Source organism: Pseudomonas sp. BP11-1-1, from assembly GCF_052112105.1.
Lineage (GTDB): Bacteria > Pseudomonadota > Gammaproteobacteria > Pseudomonadales > Pseudomonadaceae > Aquipseudomonas > Aquipseudomonas alvandae.
In genome coordinates, this window is sequence record NZ_JAUTYU010000003.1 from 228,140 (window position 1) to 253,071 (window position 24,932).

General features: G+C 61.5%; 17 protein-coding genes and 2 pseudogenes. 9 read left to right on the forward strand and 10 right to left on the reverse strand.

The window, feature by feature from the left end; genetic code table 11:
* Nucleotides 1-39 precede the first annotated feature (39 nt).
* From Q7C33_RS07790 to metC, 5 genes are read left to right on the forward strand one after another with little or no spacing between them, the layout of a single operon-like run.
* Complete coding sequence (locus Q7C33_RS07790; protein WP_407683133.1) at nt 40-774, forward strand: amino acid ABC transporter permease; 735 nt, start codon at nt 40-42, stop codon at nt 772-774.
* Nucleotides 764-1,552, forward strand: coding sequence for an amino acid ABC transporter permease (locus Q7C33_RS07795; protein ID WP_407683134.1), 789 nt, complete (start codon nt 764-766; stop codon nt 1,550-1,552). Before Q7C33_RS07790 ends, Q7C33_RS07795 begins: the two co-directional genes overlap by 11 nt.
* Nucleotides 1,539-2,375: an amino acid ABC transporter ATP-binding protein gene (locus Q7C33_RS07800; RefSeq protein ID WP_030141708.1), complete on the forward strand. Its 837-nt coding sequence runs from the start codon at nt 1,539-1,541 to the stop codon at nt 2,373-2,375. The genes Q7C33_RS07795 and Q7C33_RS07800 overlap by 14 nt, the downstream gene beginning before the upstream one ends.
* A gap of 27 nt (nt 2,376-2,402) precedes the next feature.
* Nucleotides 2,403-3,002, forward strand: coding sequence for a cysteine dioxygenase (locus Q7C33_RS07805; RefSeq protein WP_198795826.1), 600 nt, complete (start codon nt 2,403-2,405; stop codon nt 3,000-3,002).
* Between the two features lie 44 nt (nt 3,003-3,046).
* A complete protein-coding gene (metC, locus tag Q7C33_RS07810) occupies nt 3,047-5,797 on the forward strand; it encodes a cystathionine beta-lyase (protein WP_407683135.1) in 2,751 nt (916 codons plus the stop codon).
* Between the two features lies 1 nt (nt 5,798).
* On the opposite strand, the gene Q7C33_RS07815 is transcribed toward metC, so the two are convergent.
* The 10 genes from Q7C33_RS07815 to Q7C33_RS07860 all read right to left on the reverse strand — a co-directional run bounded on the left by Q7C33_RS07815 (nt 5,799) and on the right by Q7C33_RS07860 (nt 19,170).
* Nucleotides 5,799-6,926, reverse strand: a complete 1,128-nt coding sequence (locus Q7C33_RS07815) for a glycosyl transferase (protein WP_407683136.1) — start codon at nt 6,924-6,926, stop codon at nt 5,799-5,801.
* Nucleotides 6,917-8,026 carry a non-hydrolyzing UDP-N-acetylglucosamine 2-epimerase gene (gene wecB, locus Q7C33_RS07820; protein ID WP_407683137.1) on the reverse strand — a complete coding sequence of 370 codons (1,110 nt, stop codon included), beginning with the start codon at nt 8,024-8,026 and terminating at the stop codon, nt 6,917-6,919. The genes Q7C33_RS07815 and wecB overlap by 10 nt, the downstream gene beginning before the upstream one ends.
* Nucleotides 8,023-9,609 carry an FAD-dependent oxidoreductase gene (locus Q7C33_RS07825; protein WP_407683138.1) on the reverse strand — a complete coding sequence of 529 codons (1,587 nt, stop codon included), beginning with the start codon at nt 9,607-9,609 and terminating at the stop codon, nt 8,023-8,025. Before Q7C33_RS07825 ends, wecB begins: the two co-directional genes overlap by 4 nt.
* Nucleotides 9,599-10,882 carry an NAD-dependent epimerase/dehydratase family protein gene (locus Q7C33_RS07830; RefSeq protein WP_407683139.1) on the reverse strand — a complete coding sequence of 428 codons (1,284 nt, stop codon included), beginning with the start codon at nt 10,880-10,882 and terminating at the stop codon, nt 9,599-9,601. The genes Q7C33_RS07825 and Q7C33_RS07830 overlap by 11 nt, the downstream gene beginning before the upstream one ends.
* Entirely contained in the window at nt 10,882-11,289 is a 408-nt protein-coding gene (locus Q7C33_RS07835; protein ID WP_030141701.1) for a GtrA family protein, read from the reverse strand. Before Q7C33_RS07835 ends, Q7C33_RS07830 begins: the two co-directional genes overlap by 1 nt.
* Nucleotides 11,286-12,032 (reverse strand): class I SAM-dependent methyltransferase, encoded by a 747-nt coding sequence (locus Q7C33_RS07840; RefSeq protein WP_407683140.1) that lies wholly within the window; start codon nt 12,030-12,032, stop codon nt 11,286-11,288. Before Q7C33_RS07840 ends, Q7C33_RS07835 begins: the two co-directional genes overlap by 4 nt.
* Nucleotides 12,033-12,064: 32 nt before the next feature.
* Nucleotides 12,065-13,087, reverse strand: coding sequence for a glycosyltransferase family 2 protein (locus Q7C33_RS07845; RefSeq protein WP_198795832.1), 1,023 nt, complete (start codon nt 13,085-13,087; stop codon nt 12,065-12,067).
* A 12-nt stretch (nt 13,088-13,099) separates the two neighbouring features.
* Entirely contained in the window at nt 13,100-15,508 is a 2,409-nt protein-coding gene (locus tag Q7C33_RS07850; protein WP_407683141.1) for a phospholipid carrier-dependent glycosyltransferase, read from the reverse strand.
* 246 nt (nt 15,509-15,754) lie between these two features.
* Nucleotides 15,755-18,205 carry a glycosyltransferase gene (locus tag Q7C33_RS07855; RefSeq protein ID WP_334597870.1) on the reverse strand — a complete coding sequence of 817 codons (2,451 nt, stop codon included), beginning with the start codon at nt 18,203-18,205 and terminating at the stop codon, nt 15,755-15,757.
* A gap of 146 nt (nt 18,206-18,351) precedes the next feature.
* On the reverse strand, nt 18,352-19,170 hold the full coding sequence (locus Q7C33_RS07860) for an ABC transporter permease (RefSeq protein WP_030141697.1): 819 nt from the start codon (nt 19,168-19,170) through the stop codon (nt 18,352-18,354).
* A 183-nt stretch (nt 19,171-19,353) separates the two neighbouring features.
* Between Q7C33_RS07860 and Q7C33_RS07865 the strand changes: the two are divergent.
* The 4 genes and pseudogenes from Q7C33_RS07865 to Q7C33_RS07880 form a co-directional block, all read left to right on the forward strand.
* Nucleotides 19,354-20,577 (forward strand): annotated as a pseudogene (locus Q7C33_RS07865) (ABC transporter ATP-binding protein); the annotation flags it as partial.
* A 138-nt stretch (nt 20,578-20,715) separates the two neighbouring features.
* Nucleotides 20,716-22,062 (forward strand): annotated as a pseudogene (locus Q7C33_RS07870) (polysaccharide pyruvyl transferase family protein); the annotation flags it as partial.
* Nucleotides 22,056-22,742, forward strand: coding sequence for a 2OG-Fe(II) oxygenase (locus Q7C33_RS07875; RefSeq protein ID WP_030141695.1), 687 nt, complete (start codon nt 22,056-22,058; stop codon nt 22,740-22,742). The pseudogene Q7C33_RS07870 and the gene Q7C33_RS07875, both read left to right, overlap by 7 nt.
* The gene (locus Q7C33_RS07880; protein WP_407683142.1) at nt 22,735-24,891 is read left to right on the forward strand and encodes a glycosyltransferase; all 2,157 of its coding nucleotides are present in this window, start codon (nt 22,735-22,737) and stop codon (nt 24,889-24,891) included. The genes Q7C33_RS07875 and Q7C33_RS07880 overlap by 8 nt, the downstream gene beginning before the upstream one ends.
* Nucleotides 24,892-24,932 lie beyond the last annotated feature (41 nt).

Sequence of the window (24,932 nt, forward strand, 5' to 3'; positions counted from 1 at the left end):
GTCTCTCTCGACCCATCCCGACGCTCAAGGTAATCGCCCATGACTCATTGGCTGGAGGCGTTCGTTCATTGGAGCGCCGGGTTTGGCCTCAACTACAACTTCCTGGTTGATGCCTATCAGCGCGGCACGTTGGAGCAGGGCGCGTTGACCACGCTGCTGCTGTGCCTGCTGACCATCGTCGGCAGCTTGCTGGCGGGCGTCGGCCTGGCGGCCATGTTGACCTCTGGCGAGCCCTGGCTGGCAGGACCTGCCCGGGTGTTTGTCGAAGTGACCCGCAATACGCCGACCTTGGTGCAACTGTATTGCGCGTTCCTCGTGCTGAACATGCTGCTGACCCAAGCCGTCGGCGCGGCCAACCCGCTGACACCTTTTGCCTGGGTAGTGATCGTCATCTCGCTGCACAAGGGCGCGTTCCACGCCGAGGCACTGCGGGCCGGCATCGAAGCCGTGCCCACGGTGACGATGGAGGCGGCCAGTTCGCTGGCGTTCAACAACCGCCAATTGTTGTGGAGCGTGCAACTGCCACTGGCCCTGCGTTTCGCCTTGCCGGCGCTGATCAATAACCTGATCGACCTGGTGAAGATGACTGCCGTGGCCTCGGCCATTGCCGTGGGTGACATCACCTACGCGGCGATCATGATCTGGACCCAGAGCGATAACGTGCTGGAACTGATGATCCTGATCCTGGGTTTTTTCGGCCTGCTGAGTTTCACCGTCAATTGCGTCGGGCGCTGGCTCGAAGCGCGCCTGAGGATGCCCGGCTATGGCCATTGATTCTTCCGTCGTTTTGCCCCGCGCCTGGCCGCGTCGCCATATCGGCAAGTTGCTGCTGGGGATGGGCGCGCTGTGCGGGCTGGTGTACTTCGCGCAGCACAGTCCGGTGCTCAAGGCGTTGCTGCAGTGGTCTCCCGCCTTGGCCGCCGGGTTCGGCCAGAACATTCTGATCAGCCTGCTGGCCATCGGGTCGGGCTCCGTGGCGGGGCTGCTGGTCGGTGCCATGGTCCTGTCGCCCCTGCGCCTGCTGCGCTGGCCGGCGCGGCTCTGGGTGCAGGTCTTCCGCAACGCGCCCTGGCTGGTGCTGATCTATTTCACCACCTATGTGTTCCCGTTCGAGATTCGTATCGGCAGCACCTATGTCGCGTTTCCCGACTGGGTCAAGGTCACCCTCGGCCTGGCCTTGCCAGCCAGCGCCAATGTCGCGGAAATCTTCCGTGGCGCCATCGCCTCGACCCCCAGCACCCAATGGGAGGCGGCACGGTCCCTGGCATTCAGCCGTGGGCAGATTTTCCGCTCGATCATCCTGCCGCAGTGCTTCAAGCGCATGTTGCCGCCGTGGATGAACCTCTACGCAGTGATCACCATGGGCACTGCGCTGGCCTCCCTGGTGGGTGTGCACGACGTGATCGACACCGCGCAGATCGCCAGCAACACCGTGAACCAGACCGGCTTCACCGTGGTGATCTACCTGAGCCTGCTGGTGCTGTTCTTTGCCTATTGCTACCCGATTTCCCGCCTCACCCAATACTTGGAGCGACGTTATGCCTTCGACTGAAACCGTCGCAGAACCCCTGGTCAGCCTGCGCGACCTGCACCTTTCGTTCGGCGGCAACCCGGTGCTCAAGGGCATTGACCTGGACGTGCGCCGTGGCGAGGCCGTGTCGATCATCGGCCCGTCGGGCTCGGGCAAGTCGACCATCCTGCGGTGCATCACCGGCCTGTTGCAGCCTCAAAAGGGCAGCATTCGCGTCGGCGCCACCGAGGTCCACACCCTGGCCCATGAGGCCCAGCGCATCGAGCTGCGCAAGCGCGTGGGGTTCGTGTTCCAGCAGTACAACCTGTTCCCGCATCTGTCGGTGCTGGAGAACCTGGTGATCGCGCCGCGCAAGGTGCTGGGCCGCCACCGGGCCGACGCCGAGAAGGACGCCCGTGCCTTGCTCGCCAAGGTGCGCATGGAACACAAGGCCGATGCCTACCCGGGGCAGCTCTCCGGCGGCCAGCAACAACGGGTGGCGATCGCCCGTGCACTGGCGATGCGTCCGGAGCTGATTCTGTTCGATGAAGTGACCTCGGCCCTGGATCCGGAAACCGTCGGTGAGGTACTGGCGGTGATCCGCGAGCTGACGGAAGAGGGCATGACTTGCGTGTTGGTGACCCACGAGATGCGCTTCGCCGAGGAGATCAGCGACGTCGTCTATTTCACCGAGAACGGCGTGATCGTCGAGCACGGCAGCGCCGCCCGGATTTTCCAGCGGCCTACCAGCGAGCGCACTCGGGAGTTTTTGCGCCATGCCTTGGGTGACCCAGGGCGGCGACCGCCCATCGGCGCTGATCCTTATCTGCTGACCAACCTGAGCCGCTACAGCCTGTCCGTCTGACTTTCCGTTAAACAAGGAGCCCGCCCCATGAGTATTTTCAAGCGTCCCGACGTCATCGAAGACTTCCTGCAGAAAGTGCGCGTCATCCACCAGCGCGGTGTGGATCGCGCGGCCTTGGAGGACATCGTCGTGCTCCTGGAAGGCCTGGCCGAGCGCCGCGACCTGTTCAACTTCGAGGCCTTCCCCGCGCCGGTCCCGGGGCAGGGCAGCACTGCGTTCCGCTATCGCCTCAATGACGACGGCGACACCCCGACCCTCTACCTGAACTCGCTGTTGCCCGGCAAAAGCACGATCCCTCACAACCATGAGACGTGGGCGATCATCAGTGCCGTCGAAGGCCAGGAAATCAACTACGTCTATCGACGTGATGACGAAGGGCGCGAGCCGGGCTACACCACGTTGCACTTGGAAAAGGAAGTCGTCGTGCAGCCGGGGACGTCCATCGCGTTCCTGGGTGAGGACGTGCATGGAATCCGCGTGGCCGGGGAGCAACCGACCCTGCATTTCCATCTCTATGGCTTGCCGCTGGAATCGCTCAACGGCCGCTACGGCGTCGAGGCCGACGGGCGCATCCTCAATTACAACGCCTCGCAAATGGCACCGTCGATCAAGGCCTATGCCCACTGACGCCCCTTGAATTCAGTCATTCCATTTCTTCCGACGGGACCCCCATGAGCCAGATCGTAACCCCCCAGCAACTGCAGCAGTGGCTGTTCGACGGGCAGGAAATCGCCCTGTTTGATGTGCGCGAGCACGGCCAGTATGGCGAAGCCCATCTGTTTTTCGCGGTGAACCTGCCCTATAGCCGCCTGGAGCTGGACGCTCGGCGGCTGGCACCCAACCCCAAGGTCCGGTTGGTGATTCACGACCAGGATGGCACAGACCTCGCAGCGCGCGCGGCGCAACGCCTGCGGGCTTTGGATTACGTGAATGTGCACATCCTGGAGGGCGGCGCCGAAGGTTGGCAGGCTGCGGGCTATCAGCTGTTCGCCGGTGTGCATGTGCCCTCCAAGGCGTTTGGCGAGCAGGTGGAGGCGGTGCGTCACACCCCTCACGTCACTGCCCGTCAACTGGCGCAATGGCAAGCCGAGGGTGAACCGCTGGTGATCCTCGACGGCCGACCGCTGGAGGAGTATCGCAAGATGACCATTCCCGGTTCGATCTGTTGCCCGAATGGTGAATTGGGCTATCGCGTGCACGACTTGGTACCGGACGAGCAAACCCCCATCGTGGTCAATTGCGCCGGTCGGACCCGCAGCATCATCGGTGCCCAGACGCTGATCGACCTGGGTTTGAAAAACCCGGTCTATGCCCTGGAGAACGGTACGCAAGGCTGGGACCTGGCAAATCTCCAGCTGGAACACGGCAGCGAGCGTCGATATGCCGATGAGGTGTCACGCAGCGCGTTGCCAGGCCAGCGCTTGGCGGCGGCACGACTGGCCGCGCGGGCTGGAGTGCCTGTCGTCGGGGCTGCCCAGGTCGAGCAGTGGACAGCGGATGCCGGGCGCAGCCTTTTCCTCTGCGATGTGCGCACCGCCGAGGAGTTTGCCGCCGGCACGCTGCCGGGTGCGCAACACACACCGGGCGGGCAGTTGATCCAATCCACCGATCTGTATGTGGGGGTGCGCCAGGCGCGCGTGGTGCTGTTCGACAACGACGGCGTGCGTGCACCGATCATCGCCAGTTGGCTGCGGCAACTGGGGCACCAGGCTTTTGTCCTATCAGATGGGTTGAGTAGTGGCTTGGTTTTGCCGGCTCCAGCTATCGTCACGCCTGAAAGGCTGCCGCTGATCAGCGTGCAGGCCTTGGCCGATGCCCTGAAGGATGACGCGGTGGCCTTGATCGACCTGCGTTCGAGTCGGGCGTATCGCCACGGGCATATTGCCGGGGCGCGCTGGTCGATCCGGCCATTACTGTCGCGTGCGCTGGCGGGGGGGGAGCAGCGGCCACTGGTGTTGGTGGCTGATGACCCTCGCCTGGCGGCCTTGGCGGCACTCGAGCTACCGCAAGCTGAAGTCCGCTTGCTGGAGGGCGGTCCTGATGCCTGGCGTGCGGTGGGCCTGGCGCTGGGAGAAGGCGTGGACACGCTGCCGGATGCCCAGTGCATCGATTTTCTGTTCTTCACCCATGACCGTCACGCGGGCAACAAGGATGCGGCGCGCCAATACCTGGCTTGGGAGATCGGCTTGCTGGCGCAAATGAACGCCGAGGAAATCGCCAGCCTCAAGCCGTTGCACGAACCGGTTCAAGGCGCTGTGGGCGAGCGACTCCGCACCCGTCTGATCCATGGCGCACGCACCGAAAAGGGCAGCGGTGCGAGAACCGTCAACGTACCCGTCAGCCGCTTGAGCACGGTGCTGTTCGACAACCTGGCACAGATGCGTGACGCCCGTTCCCGGCGTGACAGCGAGCGAGTCCTGACGTATGGCGCCCGCGGCAATCCGACGGCCTTCGCGCTGGAAGACTTGGTCACTGAGTTGGAGGGAGGCTACCGCGCCCGGCTGTTTGGCACCGGGTTGGCCGCCGTGGCGCAAACCTTCCTGGCCTACCTGCGACCTGGGGATCATGTGCTGATCACCGATGCGGTCTATGCCCCGGTACGGCGCGTGGCACGGGATTTCCTCGAAGCCTTCGGCGTAGCGGTCGAGTACTTCGCTCCCGATGGCTGCGACCTGCCCGGACGGCTGCGAGCCAACACCAAGATGGTCTACACCGAAGTGCCCGGCTCACTGTTGTACGAGCTATGCGACTTGCCAGCCATCGCCGCACTCTGCAAATCCCGCGGCATCTTGCTGGCCGTGGACAACACCTGGGGCTCGGGCGTGCTGTACCGGCCACTGGCGTTGGGCGCCGACATCTCGATCATGGCCCTGACCAAATACCTGGGCGGCCATAGCGACGTGGTGATGGGCAGCGTTTGCACACGGCAGGAGGCGTGGCCGGTACTCGCGGCCATGAGTGACACCTTCGGCAATACCGTCAGCCCGGATGACGCTTACCTGGTCCTGCGCGGCGCCCGTACCCTGGCTCCACGCCTGGAGACGCATGAGCGCCAGGCACTGGAGATCGCCCGTTGGTTGCAGGCGCAACCGCAGGTCAAGCGGGTCTTCCATCCGGCACTGCCCGAGCATCCCGGTCACAGGTTGTGGCAACGGGATTTCAAGGGCAGCAACGGGTTGCTGTCCTTCGAGCTTCGCGAGAAGGACGACGCTTACCTGGAACGCTTCATCGACGCTTTGCAGGTGTTCGGGTTGGGGGCGTCCTGGGGCGGGTTCGAGAGCCTGGTGACGGTTGCTGACACCCAGGATCGGAACAGTACCGAGGACCGGGCGTTGAATCCGGTGGTCCGGTTGCATGTCGGGTTGGAGGACGTCGGGGTATTGATCGAGGATTTGCAGCGGGGGTTTATCGCCGCCGGATGAGCTACGACATCTTTGGTTTTTCCAGGGAGGATTGCGTGAGGTTTACCGCAGAAAAACGCTGGGCCCAACGATGGGCTTCACGAAACTGCTCAACAGCCGAGTGATCACTTCGACTGCCAAGCGCTTCGACGGCGACCTTACGCAAATCAGCGTCGTCATCGACGATCCAGACCCCCGGCTCCCGATCGCGCAGGGCCATTTCACCGAAGCGGGTAGAGATGACCGGCAGGCCGAGGGCGCGGTATTCGTAGTATTTGACAGGGTCGACCGAGGCGGTGAGGCGGTTGAGCTTGAAAGGGATCAGCCCAACCGAAAACGTCGCCATGGCCGCGATCGCGCTGGCATGGGAGCACTCGGGAAGCAACTCGATATTGGCTGGCAATAGGCGAGGCACCGCAGTGAAAAGAGGGCCGATCAGCCGGATCTGGTTGCCGGGATTAGCCTGCGCCAGCGCGATGACCAAGTCCCAATCGAACCAGCGACCCAGCGTGCCGACGTAGCCGAGCACTTGTTGTTTGGCGCCCAGGTCGAGGCTATCGACAGGCGCCAGCCCCTGCACGTCGCAGGCGTTGAGGGCCAGCTCTATCTGGTCGGTCATGCCCCGGAGCTTGTCGTAAAGCGGCCTGGAGGAGGCCAGTACTTTGTCTACTTGTTGGATGAGCTGTGCCTGGCGACGCTCCATGGACTTGCGCGACCGGCCCTGGTAAAAGGCCGGGAAATCATCCATGGCATCGTAGATGGCATGGCTTGCGGGGATGAGCGCCAGCAGTTGCAAGGCCAGTTCGGAAGGTTTTCCGACGCACACCCTGCAGGAGCCTTCTGCGGAGAATGCGCTGGCCTCCTGGAACGTGTTGCGCCAGAGCTGCTTCAGGACCATTGCCGAGCCCCAGAGCGGCTCGATGGGTAGGCTTCGGGGTTTGCAGACCTGCAGCCAGGAGGGAACGCTGACATTTTGCGGCTGGGCAACAGGCGCCTTGCGCCTGAAATCATTGAATGCAGGTAAGCGCGTCGGATACGGATCGATCCAGAGCACCGGCGCCCCGGTCTGGTGGTGATACCAGTTGACGAAGTGATGAGGGCGTTGGCTGAAGCTGGCCCACGGCACCGGGGACAGATAGATCATGCGCATGACTGGAAGTACCGCTTCAAGACTTCGACGATGCGGGCTGCGGCCTTGCCATCGCCATAGGGCGATACCCCGCGGGCCATGGCTCGGTAAGCCTGCGGGTCATCGAGCAGGCGCTGGGCCTGTTCGACGATGGTGTCCGGGTTGGCACCGACCAGCCTGACCACGCCGAGCTCGACCGCCTCCGGGCGTTCGGTTTCCTCCCGCAACACCAGCACGGGTTTGCCCAGGGCTGGCGCTTCTTCCTGCACCCCGCCGGAGTCACTGATGATCAGGTATGAGCGTTTCATCGCCGCGATAAACGCCGCGTAATCCAGCGGCGCGCAGAGAAGAATATTTGGGGTTTGGCCGAGCAGGCGATGCGCGACATCCTTGACGTTCGGGTTGGGATGGACGGGATAGAGAATCTGGATGCCTGGGTTTCGTTCGGCCAGTCGCTTGAGGGCCTGGCAGATATTGCGGAACGGTTCGCCGAAGTTCTCCCGTCGATGGGCGGTCACCAGCACCAGGCGTTTGCTGGCATCCAGCGGGGCAGCCAAGGCTGAGTCCTGTTCGGCGGTCATCAGCAAGGCGTCGATCACGGTATTGCCGGTCAGGCTGATATCGCTGTTGGCGACCCCTTCGCCCAACAGGTTGTCCACGGCGCGCTGGGTGGGCGCGAAATGCCAGCGGGTCAGCTTGCTGGCGATCACTCGATTGGCTTCTTCGGGAAACGGGTTGCAGAGGTCGCCGGTCCGCAGGCCGGCTTCGACGTGGCCAAAGGGAATCCGCCGATAGAAACACGTCAATGCTGCACACATGACCGTGGTCGTGTCGCCCTGAGCCAGTACGACATCCGGTTTCTCCGATTGCAGTACGCCGTCGAGTTCAAGCGTCAAGCGTGAGGTCAGTGTGGCCAACGACTGGTCGGGACGCATGATGTCCAGGTCCAGGTCGGTTGTGATCGCGAAGCCCTCCAGGATCTGGTCCAGCAGACGTCGGTGCTGGGCGGTCGCGAGCACCCGGCATTCAATATTGTTTTCGGCCTGGAGCGCCTTGATCACGGGGGCCATCTTGATCGCCTCCGGGCGCGTGCCGACGATGCAGAGTACCTTGTGGGTCATGCCTTCTGATTTCCTATCGTGGTGGCAAGTGAGCGGGCTATCCGGTCCGCATTGGCCATGAGTGTCAGCGTGTGGGATTTTTCGGTCAGGCTGGGCAGGCACGCGCCGTCGACAATGTGCACGCCGCCAAGGCCTGCGATTTCGCCCAGGCGATCGGTCTGCCCGATCTTCGGCATCGAGCGCATCGGTAGGGTTCCCGCGTAATGGATATCCGCCCCGGGACGGCCGACGGTGAAACTCATGGGCATCAACAGCGCGCCCAACGTCCAATAGAACCGGCGCAACTTCGCCTCGGCAGCCTTCATGAGTCCGGGTAGCTCGGGATGTACCTGGCCGTGGATGTGCAACGAACCATCGGCACGCAAGACCGCTGTGTTGTTGGACAACTGCCCGGGAAGGAAAATATTTCCGACGACGCAAGCGCTCAGCAGGTTCCTCAGCAGTTCGATGCTGTAGCGCTTGCTCAGGGGGATCCGGCTGACGAACTCGCTCATGGGTAAGCCTGTGGTACTGAACGTCGAGCCGAACGCGGTGGTGCTGGACGATAGCTGCAGGGCGAACGATAGCTGGCCCAGGCCAAATGTCGAGGTCCTGGGGGTGCCGAGCATTTTTGGCAGCCACAGCAGGAACGCCGCCGTCGGCGATGACAGCAGCGGTATCGAGTCGCGATGGTTCAGGGCCTTGAGGGCGAGCCTGGTCGAGGCCAGGGTGCCGGCCGCCAACAGCAGGCGCGTAGCGCGCAAGCGACGGGCTGAACGACGATCGATGATTGCCCATGAACCCTCCTGTTCCAGCAAGTCCTCCACCAGAAAATCCTGGACGTGCTGGAAGCCGGGGTATTGCTTGAGTTTCTTCAATTCTTGCGACGCGCTGTACAAGGCCTGGTTGTGGCAGCCCCACAAGCAGTTTCCAGATAGATCGCAGGCCTTGCGCTCGTCCATGGGCTGGCTCAGGACGGCAACCCTGGAGCGGCCCAGGCGAAACCCGTGCTCGTGAAATGCCGCGTGGCGGCGGGTGTACTGGTCGAGCAGGCGTTGATGCAAGGTGTCCAGCGGCAGGGGCGGTTGCGACCATTCATCGAGGCCGAAATAGCTCGACAGGTCATCGACGATCCGACCGCTGATACCGATTCGGCGGGCGACCGTTTCGTAGGATGCCTGCATCTGCGAATAATCGATGGGCAGCCCGGCGAACTCGTTGGCCCCGAGTGCTGCCACGCCGCAGCCCCAGGCATTGGACAGGCCGCCGGTGGCCAGCGAGCCGATGCCGATGAAGTCGTCGGTCTCGATGTGATTGCTGGCGCTGAACCCTTCGAAGACATGGGCATGGGTCGGCGTCTTCAGCTTGGGCGATACCGCGTCCAGCTGGTTCAAGGCGTGAAAGTTCTCGCCGATCAGCCATTTCCACTGGTGCTCGTCGTTGGCCCTGGCGTCGAGAAACGGACGGCTTGGCAGCGCCGCTGACCCCGTATCGGCCTGGGCATCGACCATGAGGACTTTCAGGCCCGCCTTGACCAGCGGATAGGCAGCCGAAGTCCCCGCCGGACCGCTGCCGACAATGATGACGTCGAATTCAGGCGCCACGCGGGGTTTCCCTTTCAAGCATCAGTTGGCGGGCAAAGGGACGGCACGCCAACGCCGCCAGCTTCCATACCAGCGCCTTGAGTGCGGTCAGTCCCAGCGCAACCACCGTGGCGACCAGGCTTCGCGGCTGCTGGTCGCCGAGAAACGCGAGTGCACCCTGGCGGCTGGCTTCGGCGATACCCAGTGCAACGTGCAGGCGCCAGGCCAGCTCCCGGCCATCAGGCTTGAGCAGGACGCCGGAGTTGTCCAGAAGCGCGAGCAATATTGGCCAGCGCGTCAGCAGGCGCGATTGGAGGACAGGATGCCGCTTGCCGGCTCGCTCCAGTGCCCGCGCATAGCGGCGGACCAGGCTTTTCTGTGGCGGGTGTTTGAGCAGGTAGCTCAAGACAACCGCAGCTTCCTGGAGAAGACCTCGACGTTGACCATGGCCGGAACGATGCATGCCGTAGGCAAGGGGGCGCAGCGCGATGCCGATTCTTTGCAGGGAGCGCTCGCTGTCCATGGGCGGCAGTTGGATGAGGGAAAACATTCGCTCCAGGCCCACTTTCGTACTCAACGACTGGCCGAGTGAGCGACGCAATAGCCTGAGCAATACCACGGGCACCGGGATCGGCAGGCGAGTGGTACGGGCCCGGTGCGTCGCGATCGACATGAGGAAACGGCCAAACGCGATGGGCTGCACGGCGCCCAGGTTGAGGATTTCGGCACGCATGTCGTCCCGCTCGACAACCGCCAGTATCGAGGCCGCGAGGTCATCGACATGGATGGGTTGCACGCAAGGCGCAGGCACGAGGATCGGAATGAACGGGCTTCGCCGGACCATCCCGGACAACAGGCCAAAGAGCCCGCGCTCGGGACCGCCATACACTTGGCCGGGACGGATCACGGCGCCGCCAGCGGCGAGCACTTGTTGTTCGATACGCCACTTGGTCCTGCCATAAACGCTCGGGGCCGTGGCTTCGGCGGTTTGGCTGGAGATGAAGATGAACTTGGCCGAGCCTTGGCGGGCGCGTTCGATCAGCGCCTGGGCTGCCCTGACTTCGTCGTCCGCGTCGCGGTGGGCAGTGTTGGAGGTATCGGCCGCCAAATGGATCAACGCCTGGGTGCCAACGGGGAAATCGGGGGCCGGGCCCCGCAGGTCATAGGGAAGCCAGGTGTAACGGGCGGGGCATGGCTGGCGCGTGGCGCAAATGACCTCGTGTCCGCTGGCTGCCGCGAGGGCGGCCAAACGTTGTCCGATGTAGCCGGTCGCGCCGGTAATCACCAGTTTCATCAAGCACCCTCCGCGCGGTCAGCGGGAGCGGGCGGGGGCGTGTTGGAGTGAAACACGAACAGTTTGCTGATCCAGTAGGTCAAGGCTACGCAGACCACGTCGCAGATCAATTTCACCGGGGCAGGGCTGTCGACGAAATACAGGCCCACGCTGAACAGTGCCGAAGCGACTGGGATGTTGATGGCGAGCAATGAAAAATAGCGCACCGCTTGGGCCTTGCCGCTGCCGTGGGTCGATTGGAACGTGAAGTGTCGATGCAGGAAAAATGCGAACACACCGGCGGTGACTTTGCCGGCGATGTTGGCCAGGACGGGGTGCCCCTCGAAAAACGTGATCAACAGCAAAAAGGCACCCATGTCCAACGTATAGGCCATGAGCTGGATGGCGCCGTATCGGATGAAGGTCAAGACGTCCTCCTGAGCACCACGATGTGATGCAGCGCCAATACCCGCCGCAACGGATGCAGCAATTTTTCGGTGACTTTGAGCACGGGGATCAGCGCATCAGGCAACAACTGGCGAAAGTTCAGGCCGCCGGAAATCAAGTAGCGCAGATAGTTGCCGCAGATCTCCTGATGGACGATTTTCAGGCCGGGGTGATTGCGCTCGAACGCCTCCCTGTCGCGCACGAAGACGATGTAGCTGAGGGCCTGGTTGGCACCGTTCATGGGGCCGGTCGAGGGCGTTTCCCAGGAGGGGAATTGCATGTCGAACCCTTCGGATTTGAACAAGCGCCTATAGAGAAACGCCGCAAACGGGCCGTGGAACGGCTCGATCAAAATGGCGCCGCCACCCACCTTGAGGGTTCTTTCCAGCTCTTTGAAAAAACGATCCGGGTGAGGAAAGTGGTGAAAACAGTTCTGGCCATAAAATGCCCGGACCGAACGATCGCCCAGGTTCATTGCTTCGGCATCGAGCGCCATGTCCAGTCGCTCGGTGCAGACAATGTCAGTCGCCAGCACTTGCGGGTATGAGTTGCGCATGGGCGCGATGCCGGCCCCCAGCTCCACTTCAAGGCCTTGCGCTGTGAAGTAGCGCGCTGCCAGGCGATGGAACGCGTGGTGGAACTCCACGAAGACTTCCCGCAGCATCCGTTTGCGCCCGAGCACTTTGTCGTGAAGTTCGAGGCGCTCGATGCCATCGACGTCCAACGCCTTGAGCGACGGGTCCGATAAAAAATCCCTTAATGCTTTGATGAGTTTTCTTCCCGTAACGACGTTGCTTTACTGCGCCTGGAGTGCCTGGGCCTGTTGGGCACCGAGGCGATGTCATAACCAAGGAACGCCATGATCAATTGCAACCCCATGAGCATGGGCAGTGCGCTGAGCATCACGGTTCCGGCTGGCGTCGCGACGCCATTCTGTGCCGATTCGAACCAGTGGTAGCTGCCGAAGAAGATGCCGAACAAGAACATCAGGACCCCGAGCGGCAGTTCGATCGAAGCCAGGGACATGTCGCGCAAGTAGTAGTTATAGAGCACGCGCTTGGTGAAGTTGCGCAGGTGTTTGAACAGGAACTCGCCAATGATTTTCGAGATCTTGAGGTGGCTGACTTCGTCGCCGTATCGGGCTTCCATCGGAACATCCACCACGACGGCGCGCACGGTGTTCAGTCGGAACAGAATGTCGGTCTCGAAAAAATAGCGTTGGCTGACCTTGTCCAGGGGCAGCAGCCGGGCAACGTCGCGGTGAATCGCCGTGTAGCCGTTGGTGGGGTCGAACAGGTCCCAGTAACCGGTCGACAGTTTGGCCATCAGCGACAATACGGCGTTGCCGAACAGGCGCAGCCGCGGCATCGACTGGACTTCTTCAAGATTGAAAAAACGGTTGCCCTTGGTGTAGTCGGCTTCACCGGCCAGGATCGGTTCGATGAACAGCGGGATCAGGGTCGGGTCCATCTGGCCGTCCCCGTCGATTTTGACGATGATGCTTGCACCGTCGGCCAGGGCTGCTCGATAGCCGGTCATGACCGCACCGCCCACGCCCTTGTTGACGTCGTGGGGCAGCACCTTGACCCGAGGATCGTTACAGGAGGCCAGCACATGCCCGCCCGAGCCATCCGGGCAGGCATCGTCGATGACGTAGATGCGCCAGACCTCCGGCCCTATGGCGTCTATGACATCGACGATGTGCGCGGTGACCCGATAGCTGGGGATGACCACGGCGACTCGCTGTTCATCCGTGAAAAGCTCGGTTTTTGAATTCATCGTGATCGCCCGCTATCGCCTGAATGAGAGTGACTTGAACTCCAGCGGAGTGTCGGTGTGGCCGGAGGCATAAATGATCGCGGAGGTGGCATTCGCGGGGGCGATGACGTTCATTTCGTGGGTCTCCCATTGCGTGGTGCAATCAAACGTTTCGATGCTGGCCGTGATGAAGGCGCCTTGGGCGTCCATCCAGTTGGCCTGGATTCTTCCCTTGGTGGGCGTCGTTGCGCAGCGTGCGGATACGCTGTTGATGTACGTCAGCCCCGGCGTCACCTCGACCCGTTGCGTCGCCGGGGCCTTGACGTTGACCGTGAGGGTTTTGCGCGATGGGTCGTAGCTCGAAGGTGTCGTCAGGCTCCAGCCGTCCAGGCTGGACAGCTGCGGATTGAGCAGATGCTCGTAGTGCGTGACGTTGAGTTTGCGCAGGTCCAGGTCACCCAGTCGGGCATAGGAGGTTGACACGTTGAGCAGCAGGTCCAGTCGCGCCTGGGGAAGGGACTTGAGGTCGATCACCAGCCAATTCACTTGGCGCTGGCGCAAGCGCCGGGCAAGCTCCGAAGATGAAGTCGCCGCGTCGACCTCGCCCTTCCACTTGAGGTTGTACCAGGAGGCGTAAAGGGCATCGCCGCGCAAGCCCGCCATCAAAGGCGACGCGAAGATCGCCACGGGCTGATGGCCGGTGTTCAACGCGTTGACGGTGTCGACCATTTTCCGCAGGGGCAGGCGCTCCAGCAGATAGCCCTCCCGACCGGCCTGGCTCAACAGCGCGGAGGGCTTGATGTCGCCATAGTAGGTGGCGGCCTGGATGAAACGGGTATTGGTCAGGATCAACAAGGCACCGGCGACCATGGCGAGGCTGCGCGGAAAGATCCTGCTGTCGGAAAACGGTAGGGCGAGGATCACCGAGAAGAGGGCGAAGGAGGGGAACACGTAACGCAGATAGGCCGTTGAGTGGAACGTCACGAACATCGCGCCGGCGGCGACCAGCAGGATCCACAGGGCTTTTCTGTTGCCACTCAACAGCGCGGCGACCGCAGCGGTCGGCAGCAACAACCATTGGAAGCCTGCCGCGCCGACTCGCCCTTCGATGAACTCGGGCGACTTGAAGACCATCCGGTACAGCGTGTCCCAGCTCATCCCCGTACCGAAAGTGGCCGGCGGTTCGAAGTTGATGTCCGGCCAGAGCGGTGAATGGAAAATGGCGTTGAAAAACGGAAATACCGGATTGCCGGTCAGGTACCCGGCCGAGACGTAGGGGGGCGCACCGGCCAACATCAGGCCGGCGCCGCCCAGCAGCAGCGTCTTGACGACCCCTTGGATGGCCCAGGCCTTGTACTGAAACAAGAGAACCACCAACAGGACCGGCAGCACGCTCAAGGTCACGGCTTTGGTCGCCAGGGCGAAGCCCAGCAGGAGGCCAGCCAAGAGCAATTGCGACAAGCGCTCCCTGGGCTCCGGTGTAAAGCTGGAAACCTTCAGGATCGCCAGCGTCCCGGCCATCATGAAGGCCGTCCACGCCGACTCGATGTGCAGGCTGCTACTTTCGGCGAAGGCGAGGGGCGTCGAGAGAAAGATCAGGCTTGCCCAGCGGGCACTCGTGGCAGAGCCTCCGGCCCAGAGGGTCATGTTGTGGATCTGCCACGCCAGCAACAGGGTGAATGCGCTATTGGTCAAGCGTGATGCCGTTTCGCCGGCCAGCAGGTAGACGATGCTGTAGATCCAGTCGGCCAGCATGGGCATGACCGCCCACACGTACGTGCTCGCGTCGAACGACCACTGATGCCGCTGCGCCATGTGTGAAGGGATGAAGAGGTGCATGGCCAAGGCGTCGTGGCCGACCTCGGGCATGAAGGCGACCAGGACGTAAAGGCAGGCGAAGCCGCAAATCAGTACGTCGAGCCCCGTCTGGATAGGTGTTTGCGCCGAGCGGACAGCCCGGGTGTGCTCCAGCAGTTCGTGACCTAGCGAGATCACGTGTTTGCGCCCCAGTAGAAGTGGCAACGACAGCAGCGCGCCGTACAGCCAGGGGTAGTTGATCGGCAGGTACGCCGCCCAGCCTGTGAAGGTTCCGAGCGTGCCCGCTCCCACCAGCAGATGGACGCTCCAGTCGGCCGTGTTGTGTCGCTTGAGCATCCACTTGCCGAGCACAGTGGCAGACAGTGCCAACAACGCGACGACCATCACCGGCCACACCTGTGCGCAGACGATGGACAAGCAGGCCAGTAAACCCAGGCAGAGGATGTACGGTGTTCGGCGAGTGAAGACGGTGAGGACAGCCAGGCTTCCCAAGGACAGCAGTATCGTCCGGGCGCCGCTGTTCATGGACACCATTTCAAGCGTCGAAAACCCGTAGGCGCCGACCGCCACACTCGCCAGTAGAACCAATAACACCACTGCGTATTTCAGGCTGTATCTGGGCAAATTATCGTCTCGGCTGAAGGGACAGTGCTGTTCATTAAGGCAAACCAAAGATTCGTGGCGAGGGAGCTTGCTCCCGCTGGGCCGGTCCGACGCCTCGGGCGCAGCGGCCCCAAAAGGCAGAATGCAAGCAATCTGGCACGCTGCGGTGGCTGGGCTAAGGGCCGCTACGCAGCCCAGCGGGAGCAAGCTCCCTCGCCACACATTCATCTGCTCCCTTAAGTAAATAGCGTTGCATGCGAAGGACGTTCAGGCGTCTCGGTACGTATGCGGAACCCAGGATCCCCACTTGCTCTCGTAGATCGCCCGGTTCTTCTCGAAAAGTGCCTGCTTTTTCCGGGCCCCCAAGGCGTTGAACGAGGCGGACAGGTGATGGTGCACGAAGACATCCTCGGCACAGGCCGCGCGCATGCCGCGACGCTGTACGCGGCGGCAGTAATCGTCATCCTCGAAAAAACCCAGGCCGTATTCTTCGCAGAGGCCACCGATCTGCTCGTAGGTCGAGCGCGGGAACATCACGCAGAAAAACGCCAGGGTATTGATCTCGAACCATTCGCCCATGCGGGCGCGAGTCATTTGCGCGGCTTCGGCGGGCATGTCGTCTACCCGGTCATAGCGGGTGCCGACCTTGGCTTCATTGCCGATGTTGTTGGTGATCGGGCCGATGATGCCGATTTCCTTGTTGTCCCGTAGATGGCGAATCAAGCCCTTGATCCAGCCAGCGGTAACGATCGTGTCGTTGTTCAGGATAACCAGGTAGTCACCACTGGCTGCCGCGAGACCCACGTTGTTGCCCGCGGCGAAGCCCTTGTTGTCCGGGTTGAGGATGACGATCCGGTCCGGGTGCCCTTCGGCCCAGGCGCAGAGATACGCTGGGGTCTGGTCGCTGGAGTGGTTGTCAACGACGATGATTTCCAGATTGGGGTATTGGCTTTGGGTCAACAGGCTGTCGAGGCAGGCCTTGGTCAGTTCGAGGTTGTTATAGGTCAGCACCACCACGCTGACCTTGGGCAGTGGCAATGTCTCGATGGCCTGGCGCAGGCGGATGGCCCGATGCCGCCAGGTCTGGCCCCGAGCGAATGATTGACGCGCCTGCCGCAGGGCGCGGGCCTCCGGCAGCGCATCCAGGACATTGCGTATGGCCAAGATAAACTCATCCGGCTGTTCAACGGCCCAGACGAGTTTGCCGAACTGGCTTAACTCCGGCAGTTTCACCGAGACCACCGGTTTGCCCGCGCTCAGGTACTCATAGACCTTGACCGGGTTGGTGGCGAGGGTCAGCGGCATCACCTTGAATGGAAGCAGGCACACGTCCATGGCGTGCAGATAGTAGGGCAGGGAGGCGTACGGGACTTCGCCCTCCAGGACCACGTTCGGACAGCGCTTGAAATATTTCCTTGCCTGGACGGTGTCGCTGCCGATCAGCAGGATCAGGTGTTGCGGGAACGATCGAGCGACTTGCCTGACCAGGTCCAGATCGAACCATTCGGCAATGACACCGTAATAACCGATGATCTTTCTGTTGGCGGGGTCCTGATAGACCTTGCCTGGACGTTGGCTGAAGAAGCTGAACTCACAGGCGTTGCGGATCACCTCCACGTTGCGGTTTTCCCGCTTGCCGTGTTGTTCGATCCAGTCGGATGTCGCCACCAGCAGGTCCGCCCTGCGCATCAAGGCGATTTCAAGGTCGAGCAATTCCTGGGCGACATTGCCGAAGCCCTCATGATGATCCATGCAGTCATAGACCAGCGTGGAGTTGGGGACGCGCCTGGCCAGTGGGAACCAGTAGGCGTGCTGGACGATGCAATCCACGGCACCGACATTCGCTGACTCCAACAACATCGCCAAGCCTTGGCACAACTGGCGGATCGCGGCGGCTGACGGTGGGGCATGATAAATGGCTGGCGCGCCGCGTACCTTGAAACGAATCTGGAACAGCCGATGGGAACCCGCCAAGGGCTCGGCTTCAAAACCGGGGTCATCATCGTCGATAAAGTGGTTGGAGATATAAAAAGTCGTTTGTCCTGCCCTGGCCAATTCCTTGGCCAGGTTTTGCGGGCGCTGGATACGGAAGTGCCAGTCAATCACGCCGAACATCAGGATCATGGGTTGTCCGGCGTTGGACGGCACAGCCAGGTCCGGCGACGGTGGCAGGGACGGCAGCGGGGCGAGGCTTGCGGATGCCGCTGTTTCGCCTGGCTTTGCCTTGCGCTGCTTGAGCCCGTTTCGAAGCCGGCGCGCCAGCTTGCTTTTCACCTGTGCGGTGAGGGGCAGCCACGCGTAGACCCAGCGTGACAGTCGATACGCCATCTTGCGTATCGAATAACGCAGCGGTGCGCGCTCGATGGCGTTGCCCCAGTCGCAGAGCTTGAACAGCTCAGCCTGCTTCGCCGCCAGTTGGGCACGCAGATCCACCGCCCAATCTGACAGCGCGACCGCCTCGCGCTGTTTCGTCTTGAGCAACGCCTCGGCGTTCTTGAGGCGCTGTTCAGCCAGCCGCAGCCGCTCGCGCAGCCGTCGGGCTTCATACTCTTGAAGTGACAGACGAGTGCCAAGCGCTTTGGAATCGAGGCGCAGCTGATTGATGAGCAGATCCCGATTCTCGATCTCCTTGACCAACTGCAAGGCTTCTATGGATCTGGATTGTGTCGAGCGAGTCAGCTGGTCAATGCGATCAACAAGACGGTTGATTGGGTCCATGCGTTCCTTCGGTCCTTTGGTCATTACGGCAACGCACCCCAGGTGTCTCGGGATCGTTGTCGACTTCAATCACCAGGCAGGCACAGGCTCCAGCCGTGCCATGAATCATCATAGCGGGTGCTGCCCAGCGCGCCACGCCAACGGGCTCATATGACATCGGCAAAGCCTTTTCGGGTCCTCTGGAACCAGGCAAACCCGGCGCAGGCGACCAGCACGGCGATCGCCGAGTAGGTGGCCAATTGATCCCATTGCGGCGGTCTGCCCCAGAACAGCACATCGCGAACCATTTCCACCGGCAACGTCAGCGGGTTTGCCTGCAAGGCGGCCTGATAGCTGTGCGGAAGCGTCGAGCGTGGATAGAAAATCGGCGAGAGGAACAGCATCGCCGTGACAATGATGCCGATGAACTGGCCGATATCGCGCAGGTAGACGCTGATCGAGGCGAGGAACCAGGAGAGCCCCAGCGTTAGCAACACCATTGGAAAGAGCACCAGTGGCAGCAGAAGGGCGGTTATCGGCGGGGGGCCGAACAGGACGACATAAAAGATCAGCCAGGCCAGCACGCTGATGGCCATGTGGAACAGTGCTGCGCCGAGCGACACCAGGGGCAGGGTTTCCAGTGGGAATATGATTTTCTTGACGTAATTGGTATTGGCCAGCACCAGGCCCGGCGCACGATTCATGCATTCGGAAAACAGGTTGAAGACCAGCAGGCCAGCGAAGAGCACCAGGGCGAATTCGCTCTTGGACTCGCCGCCGCCCGACCAGCGGGCCTTGAACACGACACTGAACACGAATGTGTAGACCACCAGCATGAACACGGGTGTGAAGAACGACCACAAGATACCGAGCATCGAGCCTTTGTAACGACCGGCGACTTCCCTGCGGATCAACACGAAGATCAACAGGCGATTGATCAGGACACTCTTGACCATGGCGGCAGGGGACGTGTTGAACGACTGCATTGTTGCGTGATCCTTGAGGCGATATTCGGGGCTCCTTGAGTGGCTTCTTCATGGAGGTAGACCCAGTGTAGATTCATCCGGCGTTTTTTCCCGTTTCTGTGCTTAACTCATCCGCAGCGCCCGACAAAGGAACTGTTCAGCGGCGCCGTAATATGGGTCGTGTTTCATGGAAGGGTTTTGCCGATGTCGTTTGAAGTGGCCATCCGCGCCGAGAACCTGAGCAAGTGTTATCAGATTTACGATGCGCCCAAGGACCGTCTGTTGCAGATGCTGGTGCGCGGCAGGAAGCGTTTCTACCGTGAGTTCTGGGCCCTGGATGATGTTTCCCTGACCATCGCCAAGGGCGAGACCGTCGGAATCATCGGCCGTAACGGCAGCGGCAAGTCCACGTTGTTGCAACTGATCTGCGGAACGTTGATGCCGACCCGGGGCAGTGTCCAGGGACATGGCCGGATTGCCGCGCTGCTTGAGCTGGGGTCTGGTTTCAATCCAGAGTTCACCGGGCGGGAAAATGTCTATGTGAACGCGGCAGTGCTGGGCTTGAGTCGCTCGGAAATCGACGCTCGCTTCGATGATATCCTCGCCTTCGCCAATATCGGCGACTTCATCGACCAACCCACCAAGATCTATTCCAGCGGGATGCTGGTGCGGTTGGCCTTCGCCGTTTCGGTGTGTGTGGAACCCGAGATCCTGATCGTCGATGAAGCTCTTTCGGTCGGCGATGCGTCCTTTCAATTCAAATGCCTGAACCGGCTGGAAGAACTGGCTGCGAAGGGCACGACGCTGCTGTTCGTTTCCCATGACATGAGCATGGTCAAGCGCTTTTGCCACCGAGTCATCTACCTGCGTGCGGGCCGGGTCGTGGCCAGCGGCTCGCCTGACGAAATGGCCGAGCTGCACTTGCTCGACATGCGTGATGAGCAACGTCGCTGGGCCAGCGGCGGGGTCATACCGGTGACACGCAAGTCGTTTATCGGCGGGCAGGAGGGGATAGCCTTCGGAACCGAAGAGGGGCATATCAGCGCTGCCTGCTTCACCAATACCGAGCAGCTTTGCTCCAGCTACCTGTATGGCGACGACATCGAGATTCGCGTCGAGGCGATGCTGCATGAGTCGATCACTCAACCCAACATCAGCTTTACTGTCCAGGAGGCCAGGCTGCTGGTGATTGGTGGTGGCAATTTCGCCCTGCAACCAGGCCCGGTCGAGAACGGCTGGCGGCGGGCGGCGATCACGGTGCGCTTCCCGGCCAACCTCGCCGAGGGCCGCTATCATGTCACCCTCAAGCTGTTGCACGGGGCGACGGAAGACACTTCGCAACTGATCGAGAAACAGGTTGCGCCGCTGGCGTTCGACATGTTGCCAAGCCCCAGGCAATTCCTGGGCATGGTCGACCTGGGACTGAAGAGAATCGATCCTCCATCGGTCCAGTCGCTTCTCAACGCCTGCGGGGCTCAAGGAGAAACGGTTTTGGCGGGACACCAGGACGAGCGAGGGTGGCAGGTCGCCATATTCGGCACCTTCGACGTCGAAAACTACGGCGACCTGTTGTTTCCGATCATTGCCGAGGCGGAGCTGGGCCGGCGCTTGGGGCCAGTCGAGCTGCATCGGTTTTCCTATCATGAAAAACGCCGCCCTGAATGGCCCTACGCAGTGACGTCGCTGATGGAACTGCCCGGTATGGCGGCCAGCCTGGATGGCGTCCTGATCGGCGGTGGTTTTCTGATCCGCTTCGATAAAGTCGTGGCCCATGGCTATGGTCCGCCAACTGCCGATATCCATCACCCGACCGGTTATTGGCTGACGCCTGCGTTGATCGCGTTGCAGCATGCTATTCCAGTGATATGGAATGCCCCCGGTATGCACTGCAACGACGTTCCCCCCTGGGCCAGGCCGCTATTGACGATGGCCCTCGAACAAAGCCAGTACGTGCGAGTCCGTGATGCACTGACGCGCGATACGCTCGGCGCGCTCGCCCAGCATGCCGACATCGACGTGCTGCCCGATACCGCGTTTGGCTTGCCGAACCTGATCGATGAGCAGCAGCCCTCCGCAGAATTCATTCGCCTGCGCGAGCACGCCGGGCTGACTGGGCCGTACATCGTGATCCACGCCATTCATGTCGTGGAGTCATTCATGAAACTGTTCGAAAACCACCCCGAGGCGTTCCAGGATTATCAGTTCCTGGTGGTCCCGATAGGCCCCGTGCTGGGCGACGATCCGTCGGTCATCGCCGGGCGTCTGCCCGGGGCCATCACGTTGTCGTTCTGGCCGGAACCGTTGCTGATGGCGGAAATCATCAGCCAGGCACAAGCGGTGATCGGCCACAGCTACCACCTGGCAATCACCGCCCTGGCGTTTGGTGTCCCGGTGTTTTGCTCGGCAGACCTGACCACCGGCAAGTACACGGCCCTGGCTGGGTTCGACTCGCTTCATGCGTTGCCGGACCCGGCGACAATCGACCCGCAATGGTTCGTCGCGCGGTTGGGCAAGACCCGCCCATCGCTGGCGGCGCAAGCAGCGGCGGATCAGTTGGTCGATCACTGGGATCGGGTCGCGGCGATTATTCGCCAGGGTAAAACCTCATCCCAGCCGGTTTTGGGAGCGTTCCTGCAACACCTGCCCAATCTGCTCGAGGCCGCGGCCGAGGGGGGTGAGCCAGCGCTGGCTGAATCGTCGATCAAGCCCGTCGTGCCGGAGCCAGGCACCCTCGAGCCGCCACCCAACCTTGCTCAGCAGCAACGGATTGTCCAGCTCAGCCAGCAACTGGCCCTCAGTGATGCCAGGATGCTTGAGTTGCAGAACTCCAACTCGTTCCGAATGACCGCGCCACTGCGCTCCATCGCCCGTGGTATCAGAAACCTCACAGTGAACAAGAACAGACAATGCTAGATCTCTCTCGTCTCACGCCTGCGGCGCTCAAGGCTCACCCGTTCTCATGGGCTGAAATCGGCGGCCTGTATTCGCCCGAGGATGCCGCCGCGTTGGCGGCCTCCTTTCCCCATGATCACTTCAAGACGGTGAGCGGTTACGGTGGAGAGAAAAACTATGACTATGAAGCCCGCGCCCTGGTGAGCATGGGCACCCATGCCATCGCGTTCCCCGAAGAACTGAGCGAGGCGTGGTTGGAACTGGCGCAGGACCTGGGCTCGGCGGGCTATCGAGAGGCCATGTCGGAGATGACCGGGATCGACCTGCGCAGCGTGCCGATGGAGGTCAACGTCTTTCATTACGGCCCCGGCGCGAGCCTGGGGGCCCATCCGGACCTGCCGGATAAACTGGTCACCCATATCCTTTATTTCAATGAGTCCTGGGATCGCAACGACGGCGGGTGCCTGAGCATCCTGCGCGGCAACGATCCCAGCGCCGTGGCGGCCGAGATCGAGCCCTTGGTGGGCAACTCGGCGATCCTGGTGCGTTCGGATAATTCCTGGCATGCGGTCACGCCCGTGGTGAGCGGCTGCCGTTCTTCCCGCCGAAGCCTGACGGCGACGTTCTATCGACCGGGTTCCCTCAGTTCGATGTGGCCGGCGGGCGACGACACCCCGTTGCATGGGTACCCACGTGCTTAAGATCGACAGCAGCCAGATCGACCGTGACGCCGCCTTGGCTCAAAGAGACGCGGCCATCAACGAGCGCGATATCGCCCTGGCACAAGTGGATTTCCTGCAGAACACCCGTTCGTGGCGTTTGACCCGGCCCCTGCGCGCGCTTTTCCGGATGATGCGTTATGGTTTTGGCGCCACGCATGAATTGCCCGAGCCGGTCGCCGCGACGGCCTACCCAACAGCGCCGCGGCCGTTGCCGAGTCCTGGTGTGGAAGCTGATTTCGTCACGAAAGGGCGCCTGGATATTCTCTGCTTCGCCAACATCGATTGGGCCGCACGCTTCCAGCGACCGCAGCAATTGATGGGGCAGTTCGCGAGCAATGGTCATCGGGTTTTTTATATCGTGCCCTCCAGCCTGCCGGAGGAGGGGCAGCTGTATCGATTGACGTTGGTAGCGCCGAATATCTTTGAAGTGGCCCTGCAACGCGAGGCGCAAGCGGCGTACTACGAAAAGGTGGTAACGCCTGAGAATCATCAGGCCTTGCTGCATGCCCTGGCTGCGTTGGTCGCCGATATGCAGATCAGAACCGCCCTCTCGGTGGTGCATATCGCTTACTGGAGCCCCGTGGCCCTCAGCCTGCGTGCCCTGCATGGCTGGCGCGTGCACTACGACTGCATGGATGACTGGGATGGTTTTCCAAACATCGGCGAACAATTGCTGAATGAGGAGAAAGCCCTGGTTGTGCAGGCGGATCTGGTCACCGTTTCCGCCGGGCTGCTTTACCAGAAGTGGTGCGCCCACAACCCCCGCTGCATGCTGGTCCGCAACGCGGTGGACTTCGATTTTTTCCGGCAGAACTGTTTCACCAATGATTTGCTGAATGGACTGGTCGGCCCGGTCATTGGCTACTACGGCGCCCTGGCGCAATGGCTCGATTATCCATTGCTGGCGGCGTTGGCGGACCGCCGACCCGAGTGGAACTTCATTCTGGTGGGGGACATTTTCGTCGACGATCTGGCGGGCCTCGAGCACAAGCCCAACGTGCAGTTGCTGGGCCGCAAGCCTTACGCGCAGATGCCGCTTTACCTGGACCATTTCGACGCCTGCCTGATTCCCTTCAGGCTTTACAACGTGACGCATGCGGTCGATCCGGTGAAGTTCTACGAGTACATCAGTGCAGGAAAGCCGGTGATCTCCACGCCATTGGCGGAGATGAGCATTTATGAAGACTTGCTGTACTTTGCAACCGGAGTCGATGAGTTCATCGAGCAGATCGAGCGGGCCCTGGCCGAACGCGACCTGGCCTTGTACAAGCGGCGCGTGGAGCTCGCCCGGGCCAATGATTGGAAGGATCGATTCAATAGCCTGCAACTGGCTATCGCCGGACTGTATGAAAAAGTCTCCATCGTGCTCGTGACGTACAACAATCTCAGTCTGACGATTCAATGCATCAATAGCATTCTTCGCAATACCACCTGGCCCAATTACCAGCTCCTTGTGATCGACAACGGCTCGCAGGACGGCACGGCGGATTACCTTGAGCGCCTGCGCAACGAGGTGCCGACCGCGAAGATCATCCTCAACCCGGACAACCGTGGCTTCGCGGCGGCCAACAACCAAGGGTTGCGAGAAGCCGATGGTGACATCCTGCTGTTGCTCAATAACGACACGATAGTGCCGGGCGGCTGGCTGGATCCGCTGGTCATGCATTTGAGAGAGCCCAGTATCGGCATGGTGGGGCCGGTCACGAATGCGGTCGGCAACGAAGCGAAAATCGAGGTTTCCTACACCGATATCCAACAGATGCAAGCGTTTGCAGACCGCTATACCGAATCCCGCAAGGGACGGTCATTCGATATTCCGATGCTCGCGATGTTTTGTGTTGCCTTTCGCCGGGGCATCCTCGAGGAAGTGGGGGATCTGGATGAGGCATTCGGGATCGGCATGTTCGAGGACGACGACTACAGCCGTCGCGTGCAGGCAGCGGGCTACCGGACTGTGTGTGCTGAAGATTCCTTTATCCATCACTATGGGCAGGCATCGTTCAGGACGTTGATCGCCAGCGGCGAGTACCAGGCGCTCTGGGATAAAAACCAGGCGTACTTCGAAAGCAAATGGGGCGCTTGGCAGGCCCATGTTCAACGGCAGATGCCTGGCGTGGAGAAGGGCTAGGTGGGAGGCAATGGAGGTTCGCGGAACCTTTTGGTGGGAGC